Source organism: Drancourtella massiliensis (assembly GCF_016900655.1).
In the GTDB taxonomy this organism is placed as follows: Bacteria; Bacillota; Clostridia; order Lachnospirales; family Lachnospiraceae; genus Sellimonas; species Sellimonas catena.
In genome coordinates, this window is sequence record NZ_JACJKH010000022.1 from 18389 (window position 1) to 41666 (window position 23278).

Sequence of the window (23278 nt, forward strand, 5' to 3'; positions counted from 1 at the left end):
CTTTTTATTGCGAACTTGTTTGAACAACTCGAATATAGCATACTTGTTTAAACATGTCAATCGTTTTTTTATAACTTTCTCTTGATTTCTGCATCTCTTCTCTTTATACTGTAACTAAGATGTTTAAACAAGAAAGGAAGTGCTCCATTTGCCAAAAGCGAAATACGATATGATTTACCATGACCTGAAACAGAAAATTGAAGACGAGACCTATCCTTATCAGGAGCTTCTCCCTTCTGAGCACATTCTTGTCAAAACATACGGCTGTTCCCGCAACACTGTCCGCCGTGCCCTGGCCGAACTGACTTCTGACGGATATGTTCAACCCATGCACGGGAAAGGTGTCCGCAACATTTTTCAGCCTGTCGAACAGGCTGCCTTTACAGTGGGCGGGATTGAATCCTTTCAGGAATCCGCTCTCCGGAACAACAAAGTTCCTTTCACACGGATTCTTCAGTTTTCCGAGCTTTCCGCCGATAAAAAAATCGCCAAAAAAACAGGATTTGCTTTCGGGACACCGCTTTACTACATACAGAGGCTGCGTTATCTGGATGGAATTCCTCTGATCCTTGACCACAATTATTTCAATGCCGAACAAATAAAAGGTCTGACCCCGGAGATTGCCCGTCATTCCGTCTATGCTTATCTGGAAAATGAACTTGGAATGACCATCGCAACAAGCAAGCGTACCATGACTGTGGAACATATGACTCAGGTGGATGAAACCTATCTGGATCTGAAAGACTATAACTGTCTTGCCGTTATTACCAATCAGACCTATGATGACAACGGTATTCAGTTTGAATACACGCAGTCGCGGCACCGCCCGGATTATTTCCAGTTCCAGGATGTTGCGGCAAGAAAGAAAAAATAAAGCCATCCGGATCTCCTTGTTTCCGGATGGCTTTGTCCTCTGGCTTTGCTTTTGATACATTTCTTACTTTTATTCAGTTATTCACATGATGATGCGGAGCATAGGAATCTATCGTCAGACCCTTGAACGCATATCCAAGTTTACGGTAATGTTCAATAATTTTCGGGAGCGCTTTTACTGTCGTATCCTTTGCATCAGTATCATGCATCAGGATATTGATATGCTTTGCGCAGGATGATGTTGCTTCCGCGACAAGCTTTTCTTCCGGGACATTATTTCCGCTGGCATCCGTAGAATCACAGTTCCAGTCAAAATACTGATATCCTTTTTCCTGAACCGCTTTTGTCAGTCTCGTCATCAGCCCCGGTACATACTTTTTACTGATGGTATTACTTGAACCTCCCGGGAACCGGATCAGGCAGGACTTCTCTCCGGTGACATTTTCCACCATATCGGATATTTCCTGAAGATCTTTAAAATAATTTTCTTCCGATGCGTAGACTGAAGCATAGTCATGCGTATATGTATGAAGACCGATGGAATGTCCCTTCTCATAAGCAAGACGGATCAGATCATTCTTTTTCTGATTATTTCCGGTAACAAAGAAAGTTCCTTTTACTTTATACTGATCAAGAATATCAAGAATTTTCTTCGTATTATCCGATGGTCCGTCATCAAATGTAAGATAAACGATCTTCTCATCCCACTCCGGATTTGCTTCCACCGTAATATTCTGCACGATTTCCTCCTGATTTCCGGAACGGTCTTTTGCAGTATAAACCGCCTGATAAGATCCAGGCACGGCAAGATCTACATTTTCAGAATGAATCTCCAGGGATGGTGACGGATCCATATCATCTGTCACAGTTACCCCCTGAGAGAAATCCAGTACCTTTCCCTGCTTCACCGTCAAATCCTGTACTCCCTGGATTTCCGGCTTTTGCGTATCTTTTTTTCTTGTCAGCACCGCGTCTTTGACCGTCTGATTGCCGCTCGCATCTTCTGCCAGGATCTCCACCGTGTAATTTCCTTCTTCATCCCAGCTTCCTTCCTCCGCAAAACGGACCGTTACATCAGAAAGGTCTTCCGTCTTTTCCACAAACATCTCCGGTTTGATTTCTTCTGTCATGTCAGTGGTATAATCCTTTACTTCCAGATCCGGCGGAGTCGTATCTCTCACCTTTACTACCGCTTTTTCACTGTGGTTTCGCCAGGTATAAACAATCGGATAATCTCCTTCTTTCGATATATCAACACTGGATTTTACAGAAACCTCCTCCGGTTTTCCAAACCATACCTTTTTTATCTGGTCCATCGGATCAAATGCCTCTCCCATCTCATGTTCGATCACACCGCCTTTCAGCTTCAGTGGATGTGTGAAGGTATATAAAAATCCTCCTGCGCCGGCTAACACAAGCAGTATCAGAACCGTCAGGCCTATTCTTATAAATAACTGCCGTTTTCTTTCTTCTTTTACGTTGCTTCTCTTTCTGTGTTCTTTCATAACTTTTCTCATGCTTTTTGTATCCTTATCTTATGTTGTCGCTTTTTGTAGTCATCAGAATAGCACCCCCTCCCACCATAGTCAATGAATCATTTTTTAAGATTTCTTAAAATTTATTTATTATATTCATATTTGTATTTAATTTAATAAACTTTCTCTCTATATTACTTGTTTGTTACGTAATTATTAATATTTATCTTCAATTTAAGAACATAAAAGGCTGTATCTGACTGACAGACACAGCCTTTCTGCTCCTCATGATTCTAATGCCTTTATCCTTTGATATGGAATGCGTCAAATCCCGGATATACCGCATAACGGGACGGATCCTTGTCACGAAGTTCCAGAGCTTCAAATTCACCAGTGGAAGCCCCGCCTTGGTCACTGTATGAAATTCTTCGTTTACTTATCTTTTTCTGTCCCATACAAAAAAAGAACCAGAGGAACTACTCCTCTGATTCTTCAATCTTTTCCAGTATTCGTTTTTTATAGGAAAGAAACTCTTCTGTCAGCTGGAAATCGTTTCTTCTTGGTTTTGGCTCTTCAATGCGGATCTCATCGATGATATGTCCCGGTTTCCCGCCGAGGATATAAATCTGGTCCGACAGAAGCACCGCCTCATCAATATCATGGGTGATAAATACGGTAGACAGATGAATCTGCTCCATCACATCCAGATACCACCGGTGCATGGACCGTTTTGTCAGCGTATCCAGCGCGGAAAACGGTTCATCCAAAAGAGCCAGTCTGTCTGAAAACAGATAAGTCCGAAGAAGCGCCGCCCGCTGCCTCATTCCTCCGGAAAGCTGTGCTGGATATTTTTTCTCAGTCCCAGCAAGTCCGAATTCTTCAAAATACGGGGCCGCTTTCTTTCTTGCTTCTTTCTTCTTCATGCCGCCAATCACAAGGGGAAGGGCAACATTATCCTCCACCGTGCGGTACGGCAGAAGCAGATCTTTCTGAAGCATGTAGCTGACATTGCCCGGCTTTCCCGTGATCTCCTCCCCGTCCAGAAACACCTGTCCCCGGTCCGGCTTCAGCAGTCCGGAAATCACATTAAACAGCGTCGTTTTTCCGCCTCCGCTGACACCAAGAAGGCTCACCAGCTCCCTGTCATGGATCTCGATGGAGATATCCTCAATAATTGTCCTTCCATCAAAGGATTTTGTCACACCTGACACTACTAAATCTGCCATCTTTCCTCCTTGCTACTCCGGAAGATATTCGTTGGAAAATCCGGTATTTTCCGGAATTTCGTTCTCGGTAAGTCCATTCTCATTCAGCCAGTTGTAAAACAGATTCCAGCGATCCGGATCGATATAGCCCCATCTGTCCGCATCTGCGATATACTGATCTTTCAGATATTCCTGGCTTGCCTTTACAAGCTCCTGATCAAGTTCCGGTGCTGCCTCGCACAGAATCTCCGCCGCTCCATCCGGATCTTCGATCGCATCTTCATATCCTTTCTTCACCGCACTCAGGAATTTCTTCGCGGTCTCCGGCTCTTTTTCCAGAAACTCGTTATTTCCAATAATTACCGGCGTATAATAGTCAAATGCCGGGTTGATATCCTTAAAAGCGAAATAATCGGTTTCCAGTCCTGCAACTTCCGTTGCCACACCTGCCCAGGCATAGAAAATCCAGATGGCATCCACGGATTTGGATTCCAGAGCGGACACTTCGTCCGTCACGGTACTTGGAATCAGCTCAACTTTACTGAAATCACCGCCGTCTGCCTCCACAACATTTTCCATCATTGCTTTCTCGATCGGAGCGTCCCAGGTGGCATATTTCTTTCCCTCCAGGCCTTTCGGAGTATCCATCCCTTCGCCCTTTCTGGAAATAATGCCTGATGTATTGTGCTGGACAACCGCTGCCACCGCTGTCGTCGGAAGTTCATCTTCCCCTACAACACCCGGCGCCATCGTATCCTGGAAGGAAATCCCGAACTGAGCCTTTCCCGAAGCAACCAGCGCATCCGCGCCATCCTCCGGCGGCTGTACAATTTCCACTTCCAGACCTTCATCCTCAAAATATCCTTTTTCCTGCGCCACATAAAGGCCGGTATGGTTGGTATTCGGCGTCCAGTCGAGCACGAACGTAATCTTTTCTTTCTCATTTTCCCCCTGCGAGGTTTCACCAGAACCACAGGCAGCCAGGGAGAGCGCCATACATCCTGCGGTTAATACTGCAACAATTTTCTTTTTCATCTAATGTTTCTCCTCCGTCTGTTCCCAGGCCATGCACTTTTTCTGCAGCAAATCTACCAGCTTCATCAAAACAAGGCTGATTACCGAGATCAGCAGGATAACCGCAAACATTTTATCAAATGCAAATGCCTTTTTTACCCTTGTCATATACACGCCAAGACCGTTAAATCCTCCGAGCCACTCGGAAATCACTGCTCCTACCACTGAATAGGACGCCGAAATCCTTAGGCTTGAAAAAAACTGGCCCATGGCTCCCGGAAGCTTGATATACCGGAAAATCTGAACTCTTCCCGCTCCCATGGAACGCAGAAGATTGATCATGTCCCGGTCCGCCGACCGGAATCCGTTCAGAAGTCCCACCGTCACCGGGAAAAAGGTCACAATGACAATCAGAATCACCTTTGGAAGCATCTCATATCCAAACCACAGCACAAGAAGCGGGGCAATAGCTACCGTTGGAATCGTCTGGGTAACGACAATCAGCGGGTAGAGAGCCTGATACAGTCGGTCAAACCGATCCATGATGACTGCCATCACAAAGCCCAGAACCACCCCGCAGAACAGACCGAGAAACGCCTCTGCAAGCGTCACTTTCGCATGTTCCATCAAAAGTGGGAAGTCACTGATTAAAGCCTGTACCACCTCCACCGGCGACGGCAGCATATATCCCGGCACCAGGCCGGCCGAAGCTGCCACCTGCCATATGACGATGATGACCACAAGGGCCGCAGCGGACCAGAGCCTACTCGTGATGCTTTGAAACTTTCTTTTCAATGGACAGCACGTCTCCTTCCGGTCTGTAGCTGACTTTGATATACGCTGCTACATGCGGCGCGCCTGCACGCACAGCAATGTGCTGACATTCTTTTACAATGTCCATCAGCTCATCATAATCACCCTCTATTGTTGTCTCGAAAGGTCCCACGTAACAGTTCAGGCCTGTACTTTTGATATAGGCAATTACCTCGTCTACAATACGAATCAGTTCCTCATCGTTTGCCGCGTCCGGTAAGGACTGGATTGCTACACTTGCATTCATTTTCTCTTTCCTCCTGTAAATTTATCATAATGAAACAAAGTGGGTAAATCACAAAAAAACTCTGCCGGAACGCCTCCGGCAGAGATATCTTATCGTCCATGGGTACGAGACTGGTTTTTTCGTCCATGCAGTACTCCACTTCTGCAATATGCTCCCTACGCCGGTATGATCCGGATCAGGTATGAGGGTAAAAGACGCATGCCGGTCCTACTCTCAGCCGGACTGTCTCCGGCTCCCCTTTGTCCTGTATTAGTCTACGACACCTTTCTGCCTGTTGTCAAGAATTTCCTTTATTGGGGACGTGTTCCGATGCATCGGAACACGTCCCCAATGATATGATTAATAAACACTCTTTATTCTTTTATATAAATCTTTTCTATTGATCCGATGTACATGGTATGGTAATCGCGGTCGGAGTACCATTTTGCATCGTTTTCTTTGACATCGAATCCTTCCGGACTCATGAACTGATGGTACTGTTTTTTGCAGAGGATGATAAGTTTTGCCTCTTCGAATGCTGCGGTTCCTTCTACGTTCACTGGTGTGAGTCCGGCTTCTTTGATTTTGTCCCGCTCTCTTCCGGATACGGTTCCGCATAAATTCAGTGCTTTCCGATATGCTTCTTCAAAAAATGTGATGGTGAAGTATTCTCCCTGATCGACAAATTCTTTTGTGTACCGGGTCTGGCGGATGTAGGCTGTAACTGATGGTTTTCCCCAGATTACACCCATGCCTCCCCAGCTTGCTGTCATTGTATTGCAGTGTGTTTCATCTCCTGCTGTAATCAGCATCCATTCTTTTCCGATGGCGGTAAATGGATTCACATTCAGTTCTTCCGGTTTGATTTCTTTCCATCCCATGGCAGTGTTCCCCTTTCTTTTCTTTCAATATTTCTATGATACGCTATCATACCATTTCTTCTTTTCGTCCGTCTACAGTCTCCTGCTCATCCAGGAAATGTTTCTTTCTCAGTTCTTCTTCGATGGCATCGAGGATTTCTTCGCTTTCGGCGCTGATGGTGTGAAAATGACTTCCGCTTGTAATGTTTTTCAGCGGACTGGACTGCCCGGCTTTGATGTCTTCTACAAAATCCATCACCTGTTTTCTTGTCCGGATGCCAAGTTCGGCCCGCAGGATTCCGTACACGTTATGGCTGATAAATACATCTTCCGCAGTCCCGCCGAAATCCACAATCGTATTCAGTTCTTCCATGATCTCATCGTCTGTATGTTTCACCCGGATGACTCTGCTGGCTCTGTGGCTTCCCTGGCAGATGTATCCCCGGCAGGTGGAAACGATCTCATTTCCGGCAGCCCGAAGTACCGCGATATCCTGCACAATCACCTGACGGCTTACTTCAAAGTTTCTGGCAAGCTGAGTTCCGGATACCGGGCTTTCACTTCCCTGAATCTCTTTTAAAATCTTCTGTCTGCGAACTTCTCCGTCCATGGCTTTTCATCCTTTCTCATCATCCTTCGCCTAGTCAACCGGATGCAGGTTTTTCAGCGAAATGTCCAGAATCGGAGCGGAATGGGTCAATGCTCCGCTGGAAATATAGTCTACACCTGCTGCCGCAAGCTGTGCAGCATTTTCTTTTGTCACGTTACCGGAACATTCTGTGCTTGCTCTGCCGTCAATATAATCAACTGCCTCTTTCATCATTTCCAGAGACATGTTGTCAAGCATGATAATATCAGCACCTGCTTCCACCGCTTCTTTTACCATCTCCAGAGTTTCCGTCTCCACCTCGATCTTCCGTACAAACGGTGCGTACTCCCTGGCCATTTCCACTGCCTTTTTAACGCTGCCTGCCGCCCCGATATGATTATCTTTTAACAGTACGCCGTCGGAAAGATTGTACCGGTGATTATAGCCGCCTCCTGTGCGGACGGCGTATTTTTCAAAAATCCGCATGTTCGGCGTTGTCTTTCTTGTGTCAAGCAGTTTAGTCTTCGTTCCTTCCAGAAGTTTTGCCACACTTCTTGTATAGGTGGCGATTCCGCTCATTCTCTGAAGATAGTTTAAGGCCGTGCGCTCCCCGGAGAGCAGTACACGAATGTCTCCTGTCACAACTCCCATCTTCTGACCTTTTTTGACTTCATCTCCATCTTTTACAAACAGGGTGACCCTCGTAGATGGATCCAGCAGAGTAAACACTCTTTCAAACACCCAGAGCCCTGCAATGATACCGTCTTCTTTGCAGATCAGCTCTACTTCTCCTTCACGCCGTTCTCTCATCACCGCATTGGTAGTGATGTCCTCGCTTGTAATATCTTCCTCCAGTGCCTGCATGATCAGTTTATCTGCCACCAGTTTCATCGTAATCTCATTCATCTTGCTTTCCTTACCCTTTCTATCTCATCCAGCACTTCCTCCCGGTATATCTGTGGAAGTCTGTCTTTTTCCTTTTGAATCTGCGCCTCTGCCGCTTCTGCAAGTCCTGCCGTCTCTTCCCGGCTTGCATCGTTCTCCTCCCAGGTCTCCGTCAGATGTCTGGCTGCTCTCGCCCCGAACACCAGACTTTCCAGAAGGGAATTGCTTGCAAGACGGTTTGCTCCGTGCACACCGTTACAGCTTGTCTCCCCTACTGCGTACAGATGCTCCATTGATGTCTTACTGTGTTTGTCGACATGAATTCCTCCCATGAAATAATGCTGTGCCGGGACAACCGGAATCCAGTCTTTTGTCACATCGTATCCTTCTTCCAGACAGCGCTCATATATATGCGGGAAATGGCCTTTGATGACTTCTTCTCCCAGAACGGTCATATCCAGCCATACATACGGCGTCTGGTCTTTTTCCATCTGCTTTCTGATTTCCGCCGTAAGCAGATCCCTTGGAAGCACCTCATTTGCAAACCGTTTTCCATCCGCACCATAGAGCTTTGCTCCCTCTCCCCGCACGGATTCGGAAATCAAAAACCGCCGTCCCGGCTTTTTGGAATAAAGCGTCGTCGGATGAATCTGGATATAATCAATGTGCTCCAGCTCGATATGATGACGCAGGGCAAGCGCCAGCGCGTCCCCGGTCAAATGCGGATAATTGGTCGAATGCTTATAAAGCCCTCCGATTCCGCCTGTTGCCAGAATCGTATACTCCGCCTCCAGGAAACAGTCTTCCCCGTCTTCCTGCGAAGCCACGACACCATAACACCGATTGTCCTTTTCCACCAGATCCAGCATCGTCACATGTTCCAGAATAGTCACATTACTTCTTGTCCGGACTGCTTTCAGAAGTTTGCTCGTAATCTCCTCCCCGGTAATATCCTCGTGAAACAGAATTCTCGGTTTGGAGTGGCATCCTTCCCTTGTATAATCGAATTCTCCGTCTTTTTTCGCAAAATCCACGCCGTAATCAACCAGTTCCCGGATCACGTCTCTGGAAGACCGGATCATAATATCCACGGATTCTACCCGGTTCTCATAATGCCCTGCTTTCAGTGTATCTTCCATGAAACTGTCGTAGTCCGTATCGTCTCTTAACACACAGATTCCGCCCTGTGCAAGAAAGGAATCGCTGTGCTCCACCTCATCCTTCGTAATCATCAGGACCTGTCTGTCTTCCGGCACATGGAGGGCGGCAAACAGTCCGCTCGCTCCGGTTCCTACGATCAAAATATCTGTCTGTATCGTTTTCATTTTACACACCCCTCTGTTATTTCGCAAGCTTCAGCATCTGCTCCATGGCATGTTTTGCCTTTTCACTGACTTCGGCATCCACCTGCACCTCATTACTCTCATCCCGCAGACAATCCCGGATTTTCTCCAGTGTCACCTTTTTCATATCATGACAGCACTGTTCCTTCTGAATCGGGTAAAACTTCTTGTCCGGATTCTGTTTCTTCAGTTCGTACATCACTCCGGTCTCCGTTCCAATCAGAAATTCTCCGGCATCGCTTTCTGCCGCCGCCTTGATAATGCCGGAGGTACTTCCTGCATAATCTGCAAGATCCACCACTTCTTTCGGACATTCCGGATGAACAAACACCAGGGCATCCGGATGTGCTTCTTTTGCGCTTAACACTTCTTCAGCAGTCATCTGATGATGTACCGGGCAGTACCCGTCTCCGAGAATAATCTCCTTTTCCGGTACCTGAGCTGCCACAAAACTTCCCAGATGCTGGTCCGGTATAAAATAAATCCTCTGGTTTGGCAGTGCCTTTACCACCTTCACCGCATTCGCCGATGTCACGCAGACATCGGAATACCGCTTAAGCTCCGCAGTCGAATTAATGTAACATACCACCGCCAGTTCCGGATCACTCTCCTTCATCGCTTTGATTTTTTCCACATCGGCCATATGCGCCATGGCACAGTCTGCCGTCGGATCCGGAAGCAGCACTTTTTTCTCCGGATTTAAAATCTTGGCACTTTCTCCCATAAAAGAAACTCCTGCAAAAACAAGAATCTTTGCATCCGTCTCCTTTGCCACCTTGCTCAGATAAAACGAATCCCCGGTATAATCTGCAATCTCCTGTACCTCACCCGGTACATAATAGTGTGCCAGTATCACGGCCTGTTTCTCTTTTTTCAGTATCTCAATCTCTTCTCTCAAAGAACTCATTGCGGTTTCCTCCCGTATCTTTACTCATTTACACCGCATTATACACCTGATTTTTACAGGTGACAAGACACCTGTTTCAGAATTGTAAATTCTGCTGGCAGAACAAAGAAAAATAAGGACGATTTCAATCGAAATGACAATACAGGAAAGAGAATCTGTGGTACAATAAATTTTCAGGAAATGCGAAAACCTTACGGACAGAAAGTACAATATCTGCGAAGTAAAAGAGACATAAATAATCTACTATAACCAGGAGGTGCAACGAATGGAAGGTGTAAAGCGCTATTGCGTTCGTCTTCTCACTCATAACGAACAGTGGAAGGAAGAATTTCAAAAAGTAAAGCAGTCTATTCAGGAGCAGTGGGCTGATAATGTTCTCGATATCCAGCACGTTGGAAGTACCGCCGTTCCTCTCATCTGTGCCAAACCGATTCTCGATGTGGCTGTCCGGCTCCGGTCGGTCCGGCAGTTGGATCCGTCTTTTCTCGAAGCACTCGGTTATGACTACTGTGGAATCCAGCACGGAAATCCTCTTCACCACTTATTTGTCCTGCGTGGTCCCGGTGAGATTTCTCTTCAGCATATCCACTGTTACGATCAGACCGCCCCGGAATTTGATCAGATTGTCGGTTTCCGGGACTATTTAAACGCCCACCCGGATGCTGCAAGGCAGTATGAAGCATTAAAAAAGGATCTTGCCGAAAAATATCCGGACAACCGTCTGGCCTACACAAAAGGGAAAGAGGATTTCATCCAAAATATCTGTGAAAAATTTTGAGTATAAAAACAGCCGGCACGTTTTCGTACCGGCTGCTTTTTTACGCGCTTATTTTGTTTATCGTTAATGTGCATGCATAAACATCATGCCGAGAAGGATCCCAAGAACCGTGAAAAATGCAGGCATTTTCCCTCTGTAGAGAGCGTTTGCCTCCGGCAGGATCTCGCCAAAATTGACGTAGAGCATGGCTCCGGAAGCAAAGCTTAAGCTGATGGCAAGTCCCATCTGCCCCATGTCGCCGATCCAGTACCCAAGGACGCCTCCGACAATGATCGCCGCCCCGCTCAATGCGGTCAGCAGGACTGCTCTGCCTTTGGACATTCCCGCTGCCAGAAGAGGTGCGCAGATCGCCATTCCTTCCGGCACATTGTGGATCCCGATAAAGATGGCGAGAGTCAGGGCCGGGCTTCCGATCAGGCTTCCGTGGCTTACCAAAGATGCACCGATCGTCATACCCACCGGAATATTGTGACACGCCACTGCAACCATCATTGCGACTCCGGCAGTCATCATCTTCCGGCTCATACGGCTTTTTGCCTGCTCTGCCTTCTGATCCATCACCCGTTCCAGAAGATAGACGGTCAGGAAACCAATGATCACAAAGACGGCAATCCCACCTTTGGACATTCCGGTTTCCAGTGCGTCGTGAAACAGATCCAGACAGACAATGCTGATCATGGTTCCGGACGCAAAGCTCAACAAAAGACTCATCGCCTTATCCGAGCCCTTCCTTACCGTCGTGCTGAGCGCCGCTCCGATTCCGGTTCCTCCGATTCCCGACAATGCTGTCAATACAATAATCGTAATAAGCATTTTCATATTATTTCACCACTATTTTACGGAAATTTTTCTTTCCTCTCCTTAAAACAAAGTCTTCTTCAAAATCTTCCTTCGTGTATGCGGTGTAGGTATCCGTTACCTTTTCGCCGTTGACTGCGGCTCCTCCCTGCTGTACTGCACGTCTTGCCTCAGACCTGGACGGTACCAGACCGCTCTTATGGAGCAGAGTCAGGATATCGATTTTTCCCTCTGTAAAGTCTTCGTCAGTAAGCTCACAGGTCGGCATCTCAGCTGCGCTTCCGCTGGAGAACAGTGCACGGGCGCTGTCCTGTGCCTTCTTCGCCTCTTCCTCACCGTGAACCAGCTTGGTCAGCTCGTATGCAAGAATCTCTTTTGCCTGATTTAACTGGCTGCCTTCCCAGGAATCCATCTTGTCAATTTCTTCCAGCGGAAGGAAGGTCAGCATACGGATGCATTTTAATACATCGGCATCTGCCACATTTCTCCAGTACTGGTAGAATTCAAACGGAGATGTCTTGTTCGGATCCAGCCATACCGCTCCGGACTGTGTCTTGCCCATCTTCTTTCCTTCAGAATTCAGAAGCAGTGTGATTGTCATGGCACACGCATTCTTTCCTAATTTCCGGCGGATCAACTCGGTACCGCCAAGCATGTTGGACCACTGATCATCCCCGCCGAACTGCATATTGCAGCCATATTTCTGGTACAGCATGTAGAAGTCGTAGCTCTGCATGATCATGTAGTTAAATTCCAGGAAACTAAGTCCCTTTTCCATTCTCTGCTTGTAGCACTCCGCACGCAGCATGTTGTTGACACTGAAATGCGGTCCCACTTCACGGAGAAAATCAATGTAGTTCAGATCAAGAAGCCAGTCAGCATTATTGACCATGAGTGCTTTCCCGTCTGAGAAATCAATAAATTTACTCATCTGCTTTTTAAAGCATTCACAGTTGTGCTGAATCTGCTCCGGCGTCATCATGGAACGCATATCTGTTCTTCCGGACGGATCCCCGATATATCCGGTTCCGCCTCCTACCAGGGCGATCGGCTTGTTCCCTGCCATCTGAAGACGTTTCATCAGGCAGAGCGCCATGAAATGCCCTACATGAAGGCTGTCCGCTGTCGGGTCAAACCCAATGTAAAAAGTCGCCTTTCCGTTGTTGATCAGCTCTCTGATCTCTTCTTCGTCTGTAACCTGAGCAATCAGGCCTCTTGCTTGTAATTCCTCGTAAATCTGCATCTTCCTTACCTCTTCTTTCCTTATATTATGTGAACATGATCTGTGAAATTCGTCCGCTTTCGCGTCTATTTCGGCCCTGCCGGGAAATTTCCCCGGACAAAGCGCCCCTCTTTTTCCACCTGTTTCACAAAACGGTTCACTTCTTTTCTTGTCTTTAAGACAATCAGCTTGGTGCCGGAAAGTTTCTTCATATATCCATAGTAATGCGCCTTGCTTCTCCGGTCAAAATTCCAGATCCGTTTTAGAAATCCCGGATCAAACTTCTCCGGACATCCCGGATTCATGCTCGGCCTTGGCTTCCCGTAATTTGTGATCACCCTTCTTAGCACGCTCAGAATGCAAAACCACCGTTTAAAATCCAGATAAATCACGGTGTCGCACACATCCATCCGATGCTCCACTGTCCGTGGAAAATTTCCGTCCATGATCCATTCCGGCTTGCGGATCTCGCTTTGGGTGAGCCGGTCAAACTCATCGAAAGGCTTCCGCTTCCACCCGTTGTCCCATGACAGCGCATCCAGGTAGACAACCGGGAGATCCATGATCTTCCCAAGTTGCCCGGCCAGCGTAGACTTTCCGCTTCCGCTGCACCCGAGAATAACGATCTTCTTTGATTCCTGTCTGTTCTTTCCCCGGCAAACCGGGTATCGCTCTTTTCTCCGGTCTTCCCTCAAAAAAACTTCCATCTTTTCCCTGAGTCGGCAAAACCGCTGATAGATCGGAGGGGCAATCTTTCCTTCTTCTCCCATCCGGACAAACTCCGAAAGACTCACCCACCTGGCATCTGCGGTCTCTCCTTTCTGAAGACGGATTTCTTCAACAGGAACAGTTTTTCTGACAATGTAGAAATCGATAAACGCATACTCTTCCATCTGGGAATCCAGAAGATGAAGCTCGTTTTCCCTCACCCGGATCCCGGTCTCCTCAAACAGCTCCCTTACCGCTGCCGCCCTGCTTTCCTCGCCGGCCTCCAGAGCTCCGCCTGTATTCTCCCATGTTCCCGGATACTTCTCCTTATCCGGAGAACGCAGCGTCAGCAGGATCTCATTTTGGTCATTGACGACACACGCAACCACAACAATATGAAATTCTCCCTTTACCATCAGATCTTTCCTGCCCGCCTGCTTCCCAAGCGGCTGCCGGTTTTCATCAAATAAATCCCATACCTCCATGGCCTGTAACCTCTCAGAACAAAGTTTCCTGGAACAAAGTTTCCTGTTAAATAAAAATCCCCCGTCCTTAGAAAGGACGAGGGTTATGCTCGTGGTACCACCTTTTTTCCCGGAATCAATCCGGCTCAGTAAGACATCTCCTTCCTCCACTCACCATGGAATCCCGGAAATATCCCGGCACTATAACGTGTGCCCTGACGTCACAGCCTACTTACTTTCGGTGTGAAGCTCCAAGATGTATTCACAACAAACTTTTCCTGCACCTCTCATCAACCGGTAACTTTCTGTCTGAACCTGATCTGCTGCTACTTCTTCTTTTCTTCGCCTGTTTTCCTATACGCTTATGTCAAATACTAACCGATTCCCGTGCGCTTGTCAAGCCTCTTTTTCGTGTTTACGCTTTCCATTTCCGTATTTCCATAAGCCCTGGAACCAGAACTTTCGCACTCGTCTCCAGAATAATCCGGCCTTTTTCGGCCGTAGCTCCGCCCGGATCGCCTCCGATACCGATCGGTTTCCCTTCCGCTGTCTTCCAGTCTTCTGAAACCCATCCGATTGTAACATTTCCTCCGGTCTTCAGCGTCTGATTGCCTACAAACGCACTTGGTATTCCCGCCTCGGAAGTCTCCAGCTTCACCAGTGTCTCGTCGACCGCCATCACCATGGATGTCTCCATTTCTCCTCCATGAAAATCGTAATGATTGCCTTCTGATATTGTTGCCTGTACATCCGGATGTCCAAATGCTCCCGATGACAGAATAAACGGCGACATTCCAAGTTCACTCCGAAGCTCACGGCTTAAGATCTGAATCACCGGCAAATTTCCTCCGTGACATACAAGAAATGCGATCTTCCGAAAACCATGGCGGTAAAGGCTCTCACTGATATCATAGAGCAGATGATAGTACGTATCCGGCTTTAAAGTAATGGATCCGCAGAAATTCTTGTGCTCTGTGCTCAGGCCAACCGGAATAACCGGAAACGCAAGAATCGGGAAGTCTGCTTCTCCGGCTTCCTCCAGCGCTTTTCCGAGGTATTCCACCATTGCTTCCGCAATGATGTCATCTGTCCCAAGCGGCGCCTGATTTCCATGCTGCTCCAGTGCTCCCACCGGAATCAGGACGATCGTCTCCTCCTTATCCACCTGTTCCATTTCCAGACGCGTCAGTTCTCTGTACTTACGAATCATACCGTTCCCTCCATCCTTTGACAACTCCCACTTCTTTCAGCCTGTCATACAGAAGATATCCCACAATATAATTCAGCAAAAGCTTGATCAGATTGAACGGGATTGTCGCCAGTATGAGAAACAGCGGAAGATTTCGAATCAGAGGATTGACTGCTCCCACGGTGCGGACCACTTCATCCAGAGAAAGGCCCATCGCCGATGCATAAAGCGGAAGTGTAATGCACGCATTCAGGACACAGGAAAACGCAATCCGGACCGGAAGATTGATCCCAAGCGAAATCACTGCCGCCTTTCTCGTCTGTCCCATCTTTTTGAACACGATCCACAGCGGGAGCACAAACAGCAGCGTCCCTAGAAGATTGGCGAATTCACCGACAAACATTGTCGTTGTCCCAACCGTGATCAGCTTGATCAGAATTTTGATGACCTCCACACAGATTCCGGACACCGGCCCCAGCAGAAATGTCGCGATCACAGAAGGGACGTCGCTGAAATCCACCTTATAAAACGGCGGCATCAAAGGAATCGGAAATTCCAGCGACATCAGGATACCGGCAACAGCCGAAAGCATGGCCGTAATGATGAAGTAGTAGGTTTTGTTTTTTGTTCTCATATACTTTTCTCCTTTCGAATGATGTTACAAATTTCGTAAATCCTTCGAAAGAAAAAAATCCCAGCACCAGGGGCACTGAGATTCTATGTTCACTGTTTCTTCTCCCATCCAGACTGTCACTGTCGGTTTTGGAATTTCACCAAATCAGCCACATACGTGGGTCACGGACTATACCGTCGGTAGGGAATTACACCCCGCCCCGAAGAATTTATTCATTTGCAGTATTATCGTAGCACACTCATATCCATTGTGCAATACATCTGATGCAATTTATGGATTTGTAAGTGCGCGGGCCGTATCCTGCAAAAACGCATCGATCCGCTCCTGATCCTGTTCGAGGCAGCAGGCATACAGCAGGTCCATCATAACCAGAATCGGAAACTGAGGAGAAATCGCATCTCCATACTCCAGATTGTCCAGTGCCGGGACGAGAATCACCTCGTCACAATACTCCATGAAATCCGGGTTGTTCCGCGCTGTCACAAGGACACATCCGGCTCCTCTCCGCTTCGCCTCCTGAAGCATATACTGAACCTCTTCCGTCTGCCCTTTCATGCTGAATCCGATGACCAGAGAGGTTTCATTTTGAAAGACCGCCCGCATCCGGATCATGTCCCGGTCCACGAGAGAATTGATATTCAGCCCGATCCGCATAAACCGAAGCTCGGTCTCTCTGGCGGCAATCCCGGAGCTTCCAACGCCGCAGACAAAAATTCTCTCCGCCTGAAACAGCATCCCGGCAATCTTTTTGAATTTCTTTTCATCAGCCAGATTATACGCCTTATTCAAAAGCTCCTGATAAGTATCCAGCACCCGTCTTGTATTATCTGCAAAGGGTCTGCTTTTCTTCTCCCGAAATGTATCCTCGTACTGATAGATAAACTCCCTGTATCCCCGGAATCCGCATTTTTTTGCAAACCGGGAGAGAGATGCCTCGGAAACATAAAGCCGTTCAGAAACCGCCTTTGCGGAAAAATCCCGCTTCTTTTTATTCTGGATAAAGAAATCCGCGATGGTCCGCTCCAAAGCTGTAAAATTCTCATAGTTGTACTCAATCACCGGTATGATCGACCTTGCGTAGTGCTCCATGTTCTTTTCCTTTCTTCTGTCTGTATTTTACATAACACTACCGAGAGTATAACACAGGTTTCACAAAAATAATACTAACTCTCCCATAGTTTTTGTGTTATAATAAGATTGTTTGAAAATGGCATGTTTGCCGGAAAAATAGGAGGTTTTTATTATGAACGTACCTGAAAGAATCGCAAAATTGCGTACTCTTATGGAAGAAAAGGGAATTGACATCTATGTTGTTCCGACAGCTGACTTCCATCAGAGCGAGTATGTTGGGGAACATTTTAAAGCGAGAAAATTTATTACCGGATTCTCCGGATCTGCAGGAACAGCTGTCATCACAAAAACAGGCGCTTACCTCTGGACAGACGGAAGATATTTCATCCAGGCTGCAAAGCAGCTCGAGGGCTCTACAGTTGAACTGATGAAAATGGGCGAGCCGGGTGTCCCGACTATCCATGAGTTCCTTGCTGATACATTACCGGAAAACGGCACACTCGGATTTGACGGACGTGTAGTTTCCATGGGTGAGGGACAGGATTACGAGTCCATCGCAACCGAGAAACACGGAAAAATCGTTTACGAATATGACCTCATCGACCAGATCTGGGAAGACCGCCCGGCACTTTCTGAGGAACCGGTTTTCGCACTGAATCTGAAATATACAGGTGAGACAGTTGCATCCAAGCTGTCCCGTATCCGTGAAGACATGAAAAATGCCGGAGCAACTGCTCATGTCCTCACAACACTGGATGATATCTGCTGGACACTCAACATCCGCGGAAATGACATCGAGTTCTTCCCGCTTGTGCTGTCCTACGCAGTGATCACCATGGATAAAGTAGACCTCTACATCAACGAGGCAAAATTAAGCAGCGAAATCAAGGCGGATCTGGAAAAAGACGGTGTTGTCTTCCATCCGTACAATGACATTTACGAAGACATCAAGAAAGTCGGATCTGACGAAGTGCTTCTGATCGACCCTGCGAGACTGAACTACGCACTTTACAACAACATCCCGGAAGGTGTTGCAAAAGTGGAAGAGCGTAACCCGGAGATCCTCTTCAAGGCAATCAAAAATGAAGTAGAGATCGAAAACATCCGTCAGGCTCAGATCAAGGACAGCGTTGCACATGTGAAATTCATGAAATGGCTCAAGGAAAATGTGGGCAAGATGACGATCACAGAGATGAGCGCATCTGACAAACTGGACGAGTTCCGTGCAGAACAGGGCAACTTCATCCGTCCAAGCTTCGAGCCGATCAGCTCCTATGGTGAGCACGGTGCCATCGTACACTACACATCCTCACCGGAAACAGATGTTGAGCTGAAAGAAGGCGGACTGTTCCTGACTGATACCGGTGCCGGATTCTACGAAGGTTCCACAGACGTTACACGTACCTACGCCCTCGGAGAGATCCCGCAGATCATGAAAGATCACTTTACACTGGTCGCAATCAGTAACCTCTCCCTTGCAAACGCACGCTTCTTAAAAGGCTGCACCGGAATGACTCTGGACATGCTTGCAAGAAAGCCGTTCTGGGACAGAAACTTAAACTTCAACCATGGAACAGGACACGGCGTTGGATACCTTCTGAACATTCACGAAGGCCCGGCAGGATTCAGATGGCAGTTCCGCGCAGGCGAGATTCAGCCGTTTGAGAAAGGTATGATCATCACAGACGAACCTGGTATCTACATCGAAGGAAGCCACGGTATCCGTCTGGAGAACGAGCTTCTCACATGCGAAGGTGAGAAAAACGAATACGGACAGTTCATGTACTTTGAACCGATCACTTACATCCCGATGGACCTTGACGCCATCAATCCGGAAATCATGACAGCAGAAGAAAAGAAAATGCTCAATGATTACCACAAGACTGTTTATGAGAAAATTTCTCCATACCTTGACAATGAGGAGAAAGAATGGCTCAGAACATACACAAGAGAGATCTAAACCGAAAACTGATTTCAGATGCAGCGATACGGCTCCGGTGCCTTCAGGTGCCGGAGCCGTATCTGTTACTACCATGAACAGGAGATGATATTATGCCATCCATCTATGCACACTACACCTTCGGAGAAATGATGAAAAAAGCATTTCCGGCCGATATCCGCAAGCTGATTTCCCTCCATGAGGATCTGTTTGAAATCGGACTGCACGGCCCGGATCTGTTCTTTTATTACCATGCACTTCTCAAAAACCGTGTCAACCGGACCGGCTACCACATGCACGATGTAAGCGCTGCACCATTCTTCCGGCGCTCCAGAGATGTGATTTTATCCGCAGCCTCCATATCCGAGAAACATGCCCGGTTAGCCTACATTCTTGGCTTTCTCTGTCACTTCACACTGGACAGCGTCTGCCACAGCTATATTGAGAAAAAACTCACGGAAGATCCGGTTACCCACTCCGATATTGAAACCGAGTTTGACCGCTATCTTCTGTTGAAACAGAATAAACGCCCGCTTCACGCAAAGGTGACTTCACACCTCCACGCTTCAACGGCAGGAGCAAAAGCAATCCAGGCGTTTTTCCCGACACTGAGCGTCCGGCAGGTAGAGTCCTCCATTTCTTCCATGATCTGGTACAATGACCTGTTTACAACCTCTGACCGGCTCACACGCAGTCTCGTAACATTCTTTATGCACGCCACCTTTACCTACAAAAGTCTCGGCGGACTGCTGATGAAGGAAAAAGCCAATCCGCACTGCGCGGACAGCAACCTCAGGCTTCACAAACTGATGGAGGCATGCGTGCCGCTTGGCCTCTCACTTACGAAAAATTATGTTGCATTTTTCAATCACGGAGAACCGCTCTCGCCTTATTTCCGCCATACTTTCGGACCAAAACCAGGCTGGGAACATATCCCGGTCTTATCCTTAAAAGAAGAGCGCTGTTACAAACCTGACACGGAGGAACTTTCACAATGAAATGGAAGACAACATCACTGGAAAAGAAATGGATTTTTTACGACGTAGGAAACTCAGCTTTTACTCTCCTGGTTTCCACCATTATGCCGATTTATTTTAACTACCTTGCATCGAGCGCCAACGTCTCGGAAGTCGATTACCTCGCTTTCTGGGGATATGCCACTTCGGCTGCAACGATTATCACCGCCATCCTCGGACCGGTTCTCGGAACAGTCTCGGATTTCAGAGGATGGAAAAAGCGGCTTTTTCTCTTCTCTCTTCTGGTAGGGGCCTGCGGCTGCGTGGTGCTTGGGTTCTTAAGCTCCTGGATCTGGTTTCTGCTGATTTTTGTACTTGCAAAGGCAGCGTACTCTCTGAGCCTGATCTTCTATGACTCCATGCTCACTGACGTCACTACCGAAGAGCGGATGGACGAAGTTTCCTCCCGCGGCTACGCCTGGGGATATATCGGAAGCTGTATCCCGTTTCTGATCAGCCTTGCCCTCGTTCTCTTTTACGAAACGCTGGGAATTACCATGAACATGGCCATGAGCATTGCTTTTCTTCTGATCGCCGTGTGGTGGGTCTGCTTTGCGGTACCGCTTCTTCGAAGCTACAAACAACTGCACTGTATCGAAAACCACGATCATGCAGTCTCCTCCGGACTTCGCCGTCTCGGCCATGTGTTCGGAGAACTGAAGAAAAACAAGAAGGTGCTCTTCTTCCTGATTGCCTTCTTCTTCTACATCGACGGCGTGTACACCATCATTGACATGGCAACCGCCTACGGAACTGCTCTGGGTCTGGATACGACCGGACTGCTTCTGGCACTTCTTGTGACACAGATCGTTGCCTTCCCGTCCGCACTGATTTTCGGGCGTCTGAGTGGCAAATACAAAAACGCAAGCCTGATCAAGATTTGTATCGCAGCATATTTTCTGATCGCCCTTTACGGCATCACTTTAAAAGAACAGTATCAGTTCTGGATTCTGGCTGTCTGTGTCGGAATCTTCCAGGGCGCGATCCAGTCCCTCTCCCGGTCCTATTTCGCCCGGATCATTCCGGCTGAACGCTCCGGAGAATACTTTGGAATCTACGACATCTGCGGAAAGGGCGCATCCTTCCTCGGAACCACTCTGGTCTCCGCAATGAGCCAGCTCACAGGAAACATGAATCTTGGCGTCGGTTCTCTCGCCGTCATGTTCCTGATCGGATTTTTCTTCTTTCTTCGTACCGAAAAATTATCCTAAAACAAAAAAGGATCTCTTCCGGCACGCCTCATTTAAAGGCTGTCCAGAAAAGATCCTTTTTTATTTCTGTATGCTATTATTTATGCGTATTTCCGAACGATCTCCTGCATCTTATCAAAGCACTGCTCCATCTCGTCCACCAGGCGAAACTGCGTCCGCGCACGCACCAGATTGTGCTCCGGATACTCTGTCTTAAAGTAGGTATCTCCCTGAAGATAGTCTGTCAGGAAACGGATACCGCACTCCAGTGTCATCAGTCTGGCCCCCCACGGAAGGCTTTCGATCTCTTCCTTTGTAAGCACATCCTTCGTCTCCTCCAGATATCCTTTTACATAAAGCTCGTACAGAGAAATATCAAAATGGACCAGATCCAGGTTTTTCTCATCCTCTGCCGCTGTCGCCGCGCCAAACCGGATGGAATCACCAAAATCATTCGCTGCAAGGCCCGGCATGATCGTATCCAGATCGATAATGCACAGTCCTTTTCCAGTCCTGGAATCAAAAAGAATATTATTTAACTTCGTATCATTGTGAGTCACACGAAGCGGAAGCGTTCCGTCATCCTGCTGTTTCACAAGCACTGCACAGTCATCCTTGCGTTTCAGGACGAAATCAATCTCCGGACGGCAACTGCCTTTCCGGTTTTTCAGATCCCGTTTCAGGGCAACCTCAAACGCTTCAAATCTCTTAACCGTATTGTGGAAGTCCGGAATCGTCTCATGCAGTCTGGATGCCGGATAATCGCCAAGCTGTTTCAGGAAATGGCCAAAACTGCTGCCGGACTGATAGAACTGCTCCGGCTTCTCCACCAGCTGGTAGCACTCAGAATCCGGGATAAAGTTGTAGCATCTCCACGGCTCCCCTTCACTGTCCTCAAAATAGTTGGCTCCGCTCTTTGTCTTGATATAGGCAAGCGTCTCCCTGTCCGGATCTCCGCCTTCCTCGCGGATCACATTTCTCAGGTATTCGGTTACACCGAAAATATTTTCCATGACACCAGCCGGATCCTTGAATACATTGCTGTTGACTCTCTGAAGAACATAGGAAAGCTCATCTCCATTTTCACCCGGTGTATAAACCGCATACGTCTCGTTGATATGGCCTGCGCCAAACGGCTTCACATAGCTGCATCTCGGTCCAAAACCAAACGCATAGATCGCATCCTCCAGATCACGATTGTCCACACCGTCAATCTTCCGGTGGGTAGAAAAGATCACATCTCCAGCCTCTACCTTCTGTTTGATTCCGATATTACAGTTTGCCTTTACCACACTGTTCAGGCTGATATGAGCACCCTTTGCCACATGGGAATCATGATCGACTACCGCACCACTGTTGATCAGAACTCCGTGTTCGATCACCGTATGCGTATTAATCACTGCCTTCTGCATGACAAATGTACCATTTCCAATGACAGCGCTCTGGCTTACAAAGGCTGTCGGATGAATGATCGCCGGCACCTTGTATCCTGCTTCCATCAGCTTTTCCGTCCAGAAAAGCCGCATATTATTATCACCAAGAGCTGCTACCGCTGTGTCATACTTTTCAAGAAAACTCTTATAATCGCAGCACTTTCCGACAACGTCCTTGTCCTTTACCGCATCATCCAAAAATACAACGTCCTCATAGCCTAAAAGCCATGCTGTCTCCTGAATCATGTGCCCGAATCCGCCGGCACCTAAAATCAATAAACTCTTCATTGCATTTCTCTGTAAGAGATATTCTATTCTCTTATCTTCCCTTTCTCCATATTTTACTCATATCCTCTGCCACCGGGCTAACTCCCTTTCCCGGCTCCTTCGGCGGCAAAAGGCCAGGGCCTTCATCTGGCACCCCGGCCTTAAGTATATCTATTATATCAGATTTCCAGTAAAAAGTCTTATTTTGCCGAAAATTTCTTTACGACTTTTTCCAGAATCTCTGCAATTTTATTACAAGGTTCTTTACAAATCAAAGAAGTTTTTCCGGTATTACTCCCAGATTTTCAAAGAATACTGCCATGTTGGAATACCGTTTGAGTGAATTCCCGTTTTCCATAATAAACTTCCACCAGAAGCA

General features: G+C 47.5%; 23 protein-coding genes, 2 riboswitches and 1 other annotated feature. Of the genes, 5 read left to right on the top strand and 18 right to left on the bottom strand.

All coding sequences use genetic code 11. From position 1 onward, the window contains the following. The first annotated feature begins 139 nt into the window (after positions 1-139). Positions 140-874 carry a trehalose operon repressor gene (gene treR / locus H6A32_RS11805; protein ID WP_430749589.1) on the top strand — a complete coding sequence of 245 codons (735 nt, stop codon included), beginning with the start codon at positions 140-142 and terminating at the stop codon, positions 872-874. Positions 875-947: 73 nt separating this feature from the next. Here the strand turns inward: treR and H6A32_RS16450 are convergent, their stop codons facing one another. The 11 genes from H6A32_RS16450 to nadA form a co-directional block, all read right to left on the bottom strand. Next, the gene (locus tag H6A32_RS16450) at positions 948-2390 is read right to left on the bottom strand and encodes a polysaccharide deacetylase family protein (protein ID WP_118637753.1); all 1443 of its coding nucleotides are present in this window, start codon (positions 2388-2390) and stop codon (positions 948-950) included. A 260-nt stretch (positions 2391-2650) separates the two neighbouring features. After that, positions 2651-2803, bottom strand: coding sequence for a hypothetical protein (locus H6A32_RS11815; RefSeq protein WP_204864422.1), 153 nt, complete (start codon positions 2801-2803; stop codon positions 2651-2653). A gap of 21 nt (positions 2804-2824) precedes the next feature. Beyond that, the gene (locus H6A32_RS11820; protein WP_204864423.1) at positions 2825-3574 is read right to left on the bottom strand and encodes an ABC transporter ATP-binding protein; all 750 of its coding nucleotides are present in this window, start codon (positions 3572-3574) and stop codon (positions 2825-2827) included. A 12-nt stretch (positions 3575-3586) separates the two neighbouring features. Further along, entirely contained in the window at positions 3587-4588 is a 1002-nt protein-coding gene (locus H6A32_RS11825; protein ID WP_204864424.1) for an ABC transporter substrate-binding protein, read from the bottom strand. Next, positions 4589-5362 (bottom strand): ABC transporter permease, encoded by a 774-nt coding sequence (locus tag H6A32_RS11830; RefSeq protein ID WP_087168491.1) that lies wholly within the window; start codon positions 5360-5362, stop codon positions 4589-4591. It abuts the gene before it with no gap. Beyond that, positions 5331-5627 carry a thiamine-binding protein gene (locus H6A32_RS11835; protein ID WP_087168492.1) on the bottom strand — a complete coding sequence of 99 codons (297 nt, stop codon included), beginning with the start codon at positions 5625-5627 and terminating at the stop codon, positions 5331-5333. Before H6A32_RS11835 ends, H6A32_RS11830 begins: the two co-directional genes overlap by 32 nt. Before the next feature lie 135 nt (positions 5628-5762). After that, a riboswitch (TPP riboswitch) is annotated at positions 5763-5876 on the bottom strand. Between the two features lie 104 nt (positions 5877-5980). Beyond that, entirely contained in the window at positions 5981-6487 is a 507-nt protein-coding gene (locus tag H6A32_RS11840) for a flavin reductase family protein (protein ID WP_191427357.1), read from the bottom strand. A 46-nt stretch (positions 6488-6533) separates the two neighbouring features. After that, complete coding sequence (locus H6A32_RS11845; RefSeq protein ID WP_204864425.1) at positions 6534-7076, bottom strand: transcription repressor NadR; 543 nt, start codon at positions 7074-7076, stop codon at positions 6534-6536. Positions 7077-7106: 30 nt separating this feature from the next. Continuing rightward, positions 7107-7961, bottom strand: a complete 855-nt coding sequence (gene nadC / locus H6A32_RS11850) for a carboxylating nicotinate-nucleotide diphosphorylase (RefSeq protein WP_204864426.1) — start codon at positions 7959-7961, stop codon at positions 7107-7109. Continuing rightward, entirely contained in the window at positions 7958-9265 is a 1308-nt protein-coding gene (locus tag H6A32_RS11855) for an L-aspartate oxidase (RefSeq protein ID WP_204864427.1), read from the bottom strand. The genes nadC and H6A32_RS11855 overlap by 4 nt, the downstream gene beginning before the upstream one ends. A gap of 16 nt (positions 9266-9281) precedes the next feature. Next, complete coding sequence (gene nadA / locus H6A32_RS11860; protein ID WP_204864428.1) at positions 9282-10190, bottom strand: quinolinate synthase NadA; 909 nt, start codon at positions 10188-10190, stop codon at positions 9282-9284. 265 nt (positions 10191-10455) lie between these two features. Here nadA and H6A32_RS11865 point away from each other — a divergent pair, with 265 nt between their 5' ends. Then, positions 10456-10968 (top strand): GrpB family protein, encoded by a 513-nt coding sequence (locus tag H6A32_RS11865; RefSeq protein ID WP_204864429.1) that lies wholly within the window; start codon positions 10456-10458, stop codon positions 10966-10968. Between the two features lie 63 nt (positions 10969-11031). On the opposite strand, the gene H6A32_RS11870 is transcribed toward H6A32_RS11865, so the two are convergent. The 6 genes from H6A32_RS11870 to H6A32_RS11895 form a co-directional block, all read right to left on the bottom strand. Beyond that, positions 11032-11787 carry a ZIP family metal transporter gene (locus H6A32_RS11870; RefSeq protein WP_118637775.1) on the bottom strand — a complete coding sequence of 252 codons (756 nt, stop codon included), beginning with the start codon at positions 11785-11787 and terminating at the stop codon, positions 11032-11034. A 1-nt stretch (position 11788) separates the two neighbouring features. After that, entirely contained in the window at positions 11789-13009 is a 1221-nt protein-coding gene (gene tyrS, locus H6A32_RS11875) for a tyrosine--tRNA ligase (protein WP_087252722.1), read from the bottom strand. 65 nt (positions 13010-13074) lie between these two features. Next, positions 13075-14181 (bottom strand): NUDIX domain-containing protein, encoded by a 1107-nt coding sequence (locus tag H6A32_RS11880; protein ID WP_087168501.1) that lies wholly within the window; start codon positions 14179-14181, stop codon positions 13075-13077. Positions 14182-14250: 69 nt separating this feature from the next. Beyond that, positions 14251-14512, bottom strand: a binding site (T-box leader). A gap of 63 nt (positions 14513-14575) precedes the next feature. Next, entirely contained in the window at positions 14576-15370 is a 795-nt protein-coding gene (locus tag H6A32_RS11885) for a creatininase family protein (protein ID WP_087168502.1), read from the bottom strand. Then, the gene (locus H6A32_RS11890; RefSeq protein ID WP_191435073.1) at positions 15360-15983 is read right to left on the bottom strand and encodes an ECF transporter S component; all 624 of its coding nucleotides are present in this window, start codon (positions 15981-15983) and stop codon (positions 15360-15362) included. The genes H6A32_RS11885 and H6A32_RS11890 overlap by 11 nt, the downstream gene beginning before the upstream one ends. A 92-nt stretch (positions 15984-16075) precedes the next feature. Beyond that, positions 16076-16194: riboswitch (FMN riboswitch) on the bottom strand. Positions 16195-16253: 59 nt separating this feature from the next. Then, positions 16254-17072 carry a MurR/RpiR family transcriptional regulator gene (locus H6A32_RS11895; protein ID WP_087168504.1) on the bottom strand — a complete coding sequence of 273 codons (819 nt, stop codon included), beginning with the start codon at positions 17070-17072 and terminating at the stop codon, positions 16254-16256. 154 nt (positions 17073-17226) lie between these two features. Here H6A32_RS11895 and H6A32_RS11900 point away from each other — a divergent pair, with 154 nt between their 5' ends. The 3 genes from H6A32_RS11900 to H6A32_RS11910 all read left to right on the top strand — a co-directional run bounded on the left by H6A32_RS11900 (position 17227) and on the right by H6A32_RS11910 (position 21220). Continuing rightward, positions 17227-19014, top strand: a complete 1788-nt coding sequence (locus H6A32_RS11900; protein WP_191435074.1) for an aminopeptidase P family N-terminal domain-containing protein — start codon at positions 17227-17229, stop codon at positions 19012-19014. 92 nt (positions 19015-19106) lie between these two features. After that, on the top strand, positions 19107-19991 hold the full coding sequence (locus tag H6A32_RS11905; RefSeq protein WP_204864430.1) for a zinc dependent phospholipase C family protein: 885 nt from the start codon (positions 19107-19109) through the stop codon (positions 19989-19991). After that, on the top strand, positions 19988-21220 hold the full coding sequence (locus H6A32_RS11910; protein ID WP_204864431.1) for an MFS transporter: 1233 nt from the start codon (positions 19988-19990) through the stop codon (positions 21218-21220). The genes H6A32_RS11905 and H6A32_RS11910 overlap by 4 nt, the downstream gene beginning before the upstream one ends. Positions 21221-21300: 80 nt before the next feature. Here the strand turns inward: H6A32_RS11910 and H6A32_RS11915 are convergent, their stop codons facing one another. Then, positions 21301-22920, bottom strand: a complete 1620-nt coding sequence (locus H6A32_RS11915; protein WP_138373971.1) for a phosphotransferase — start codon at positions 22918-22920, stop codon at positions 21301-21303. Positions 22921-23278: the final 358 nt, after the last annotated feature.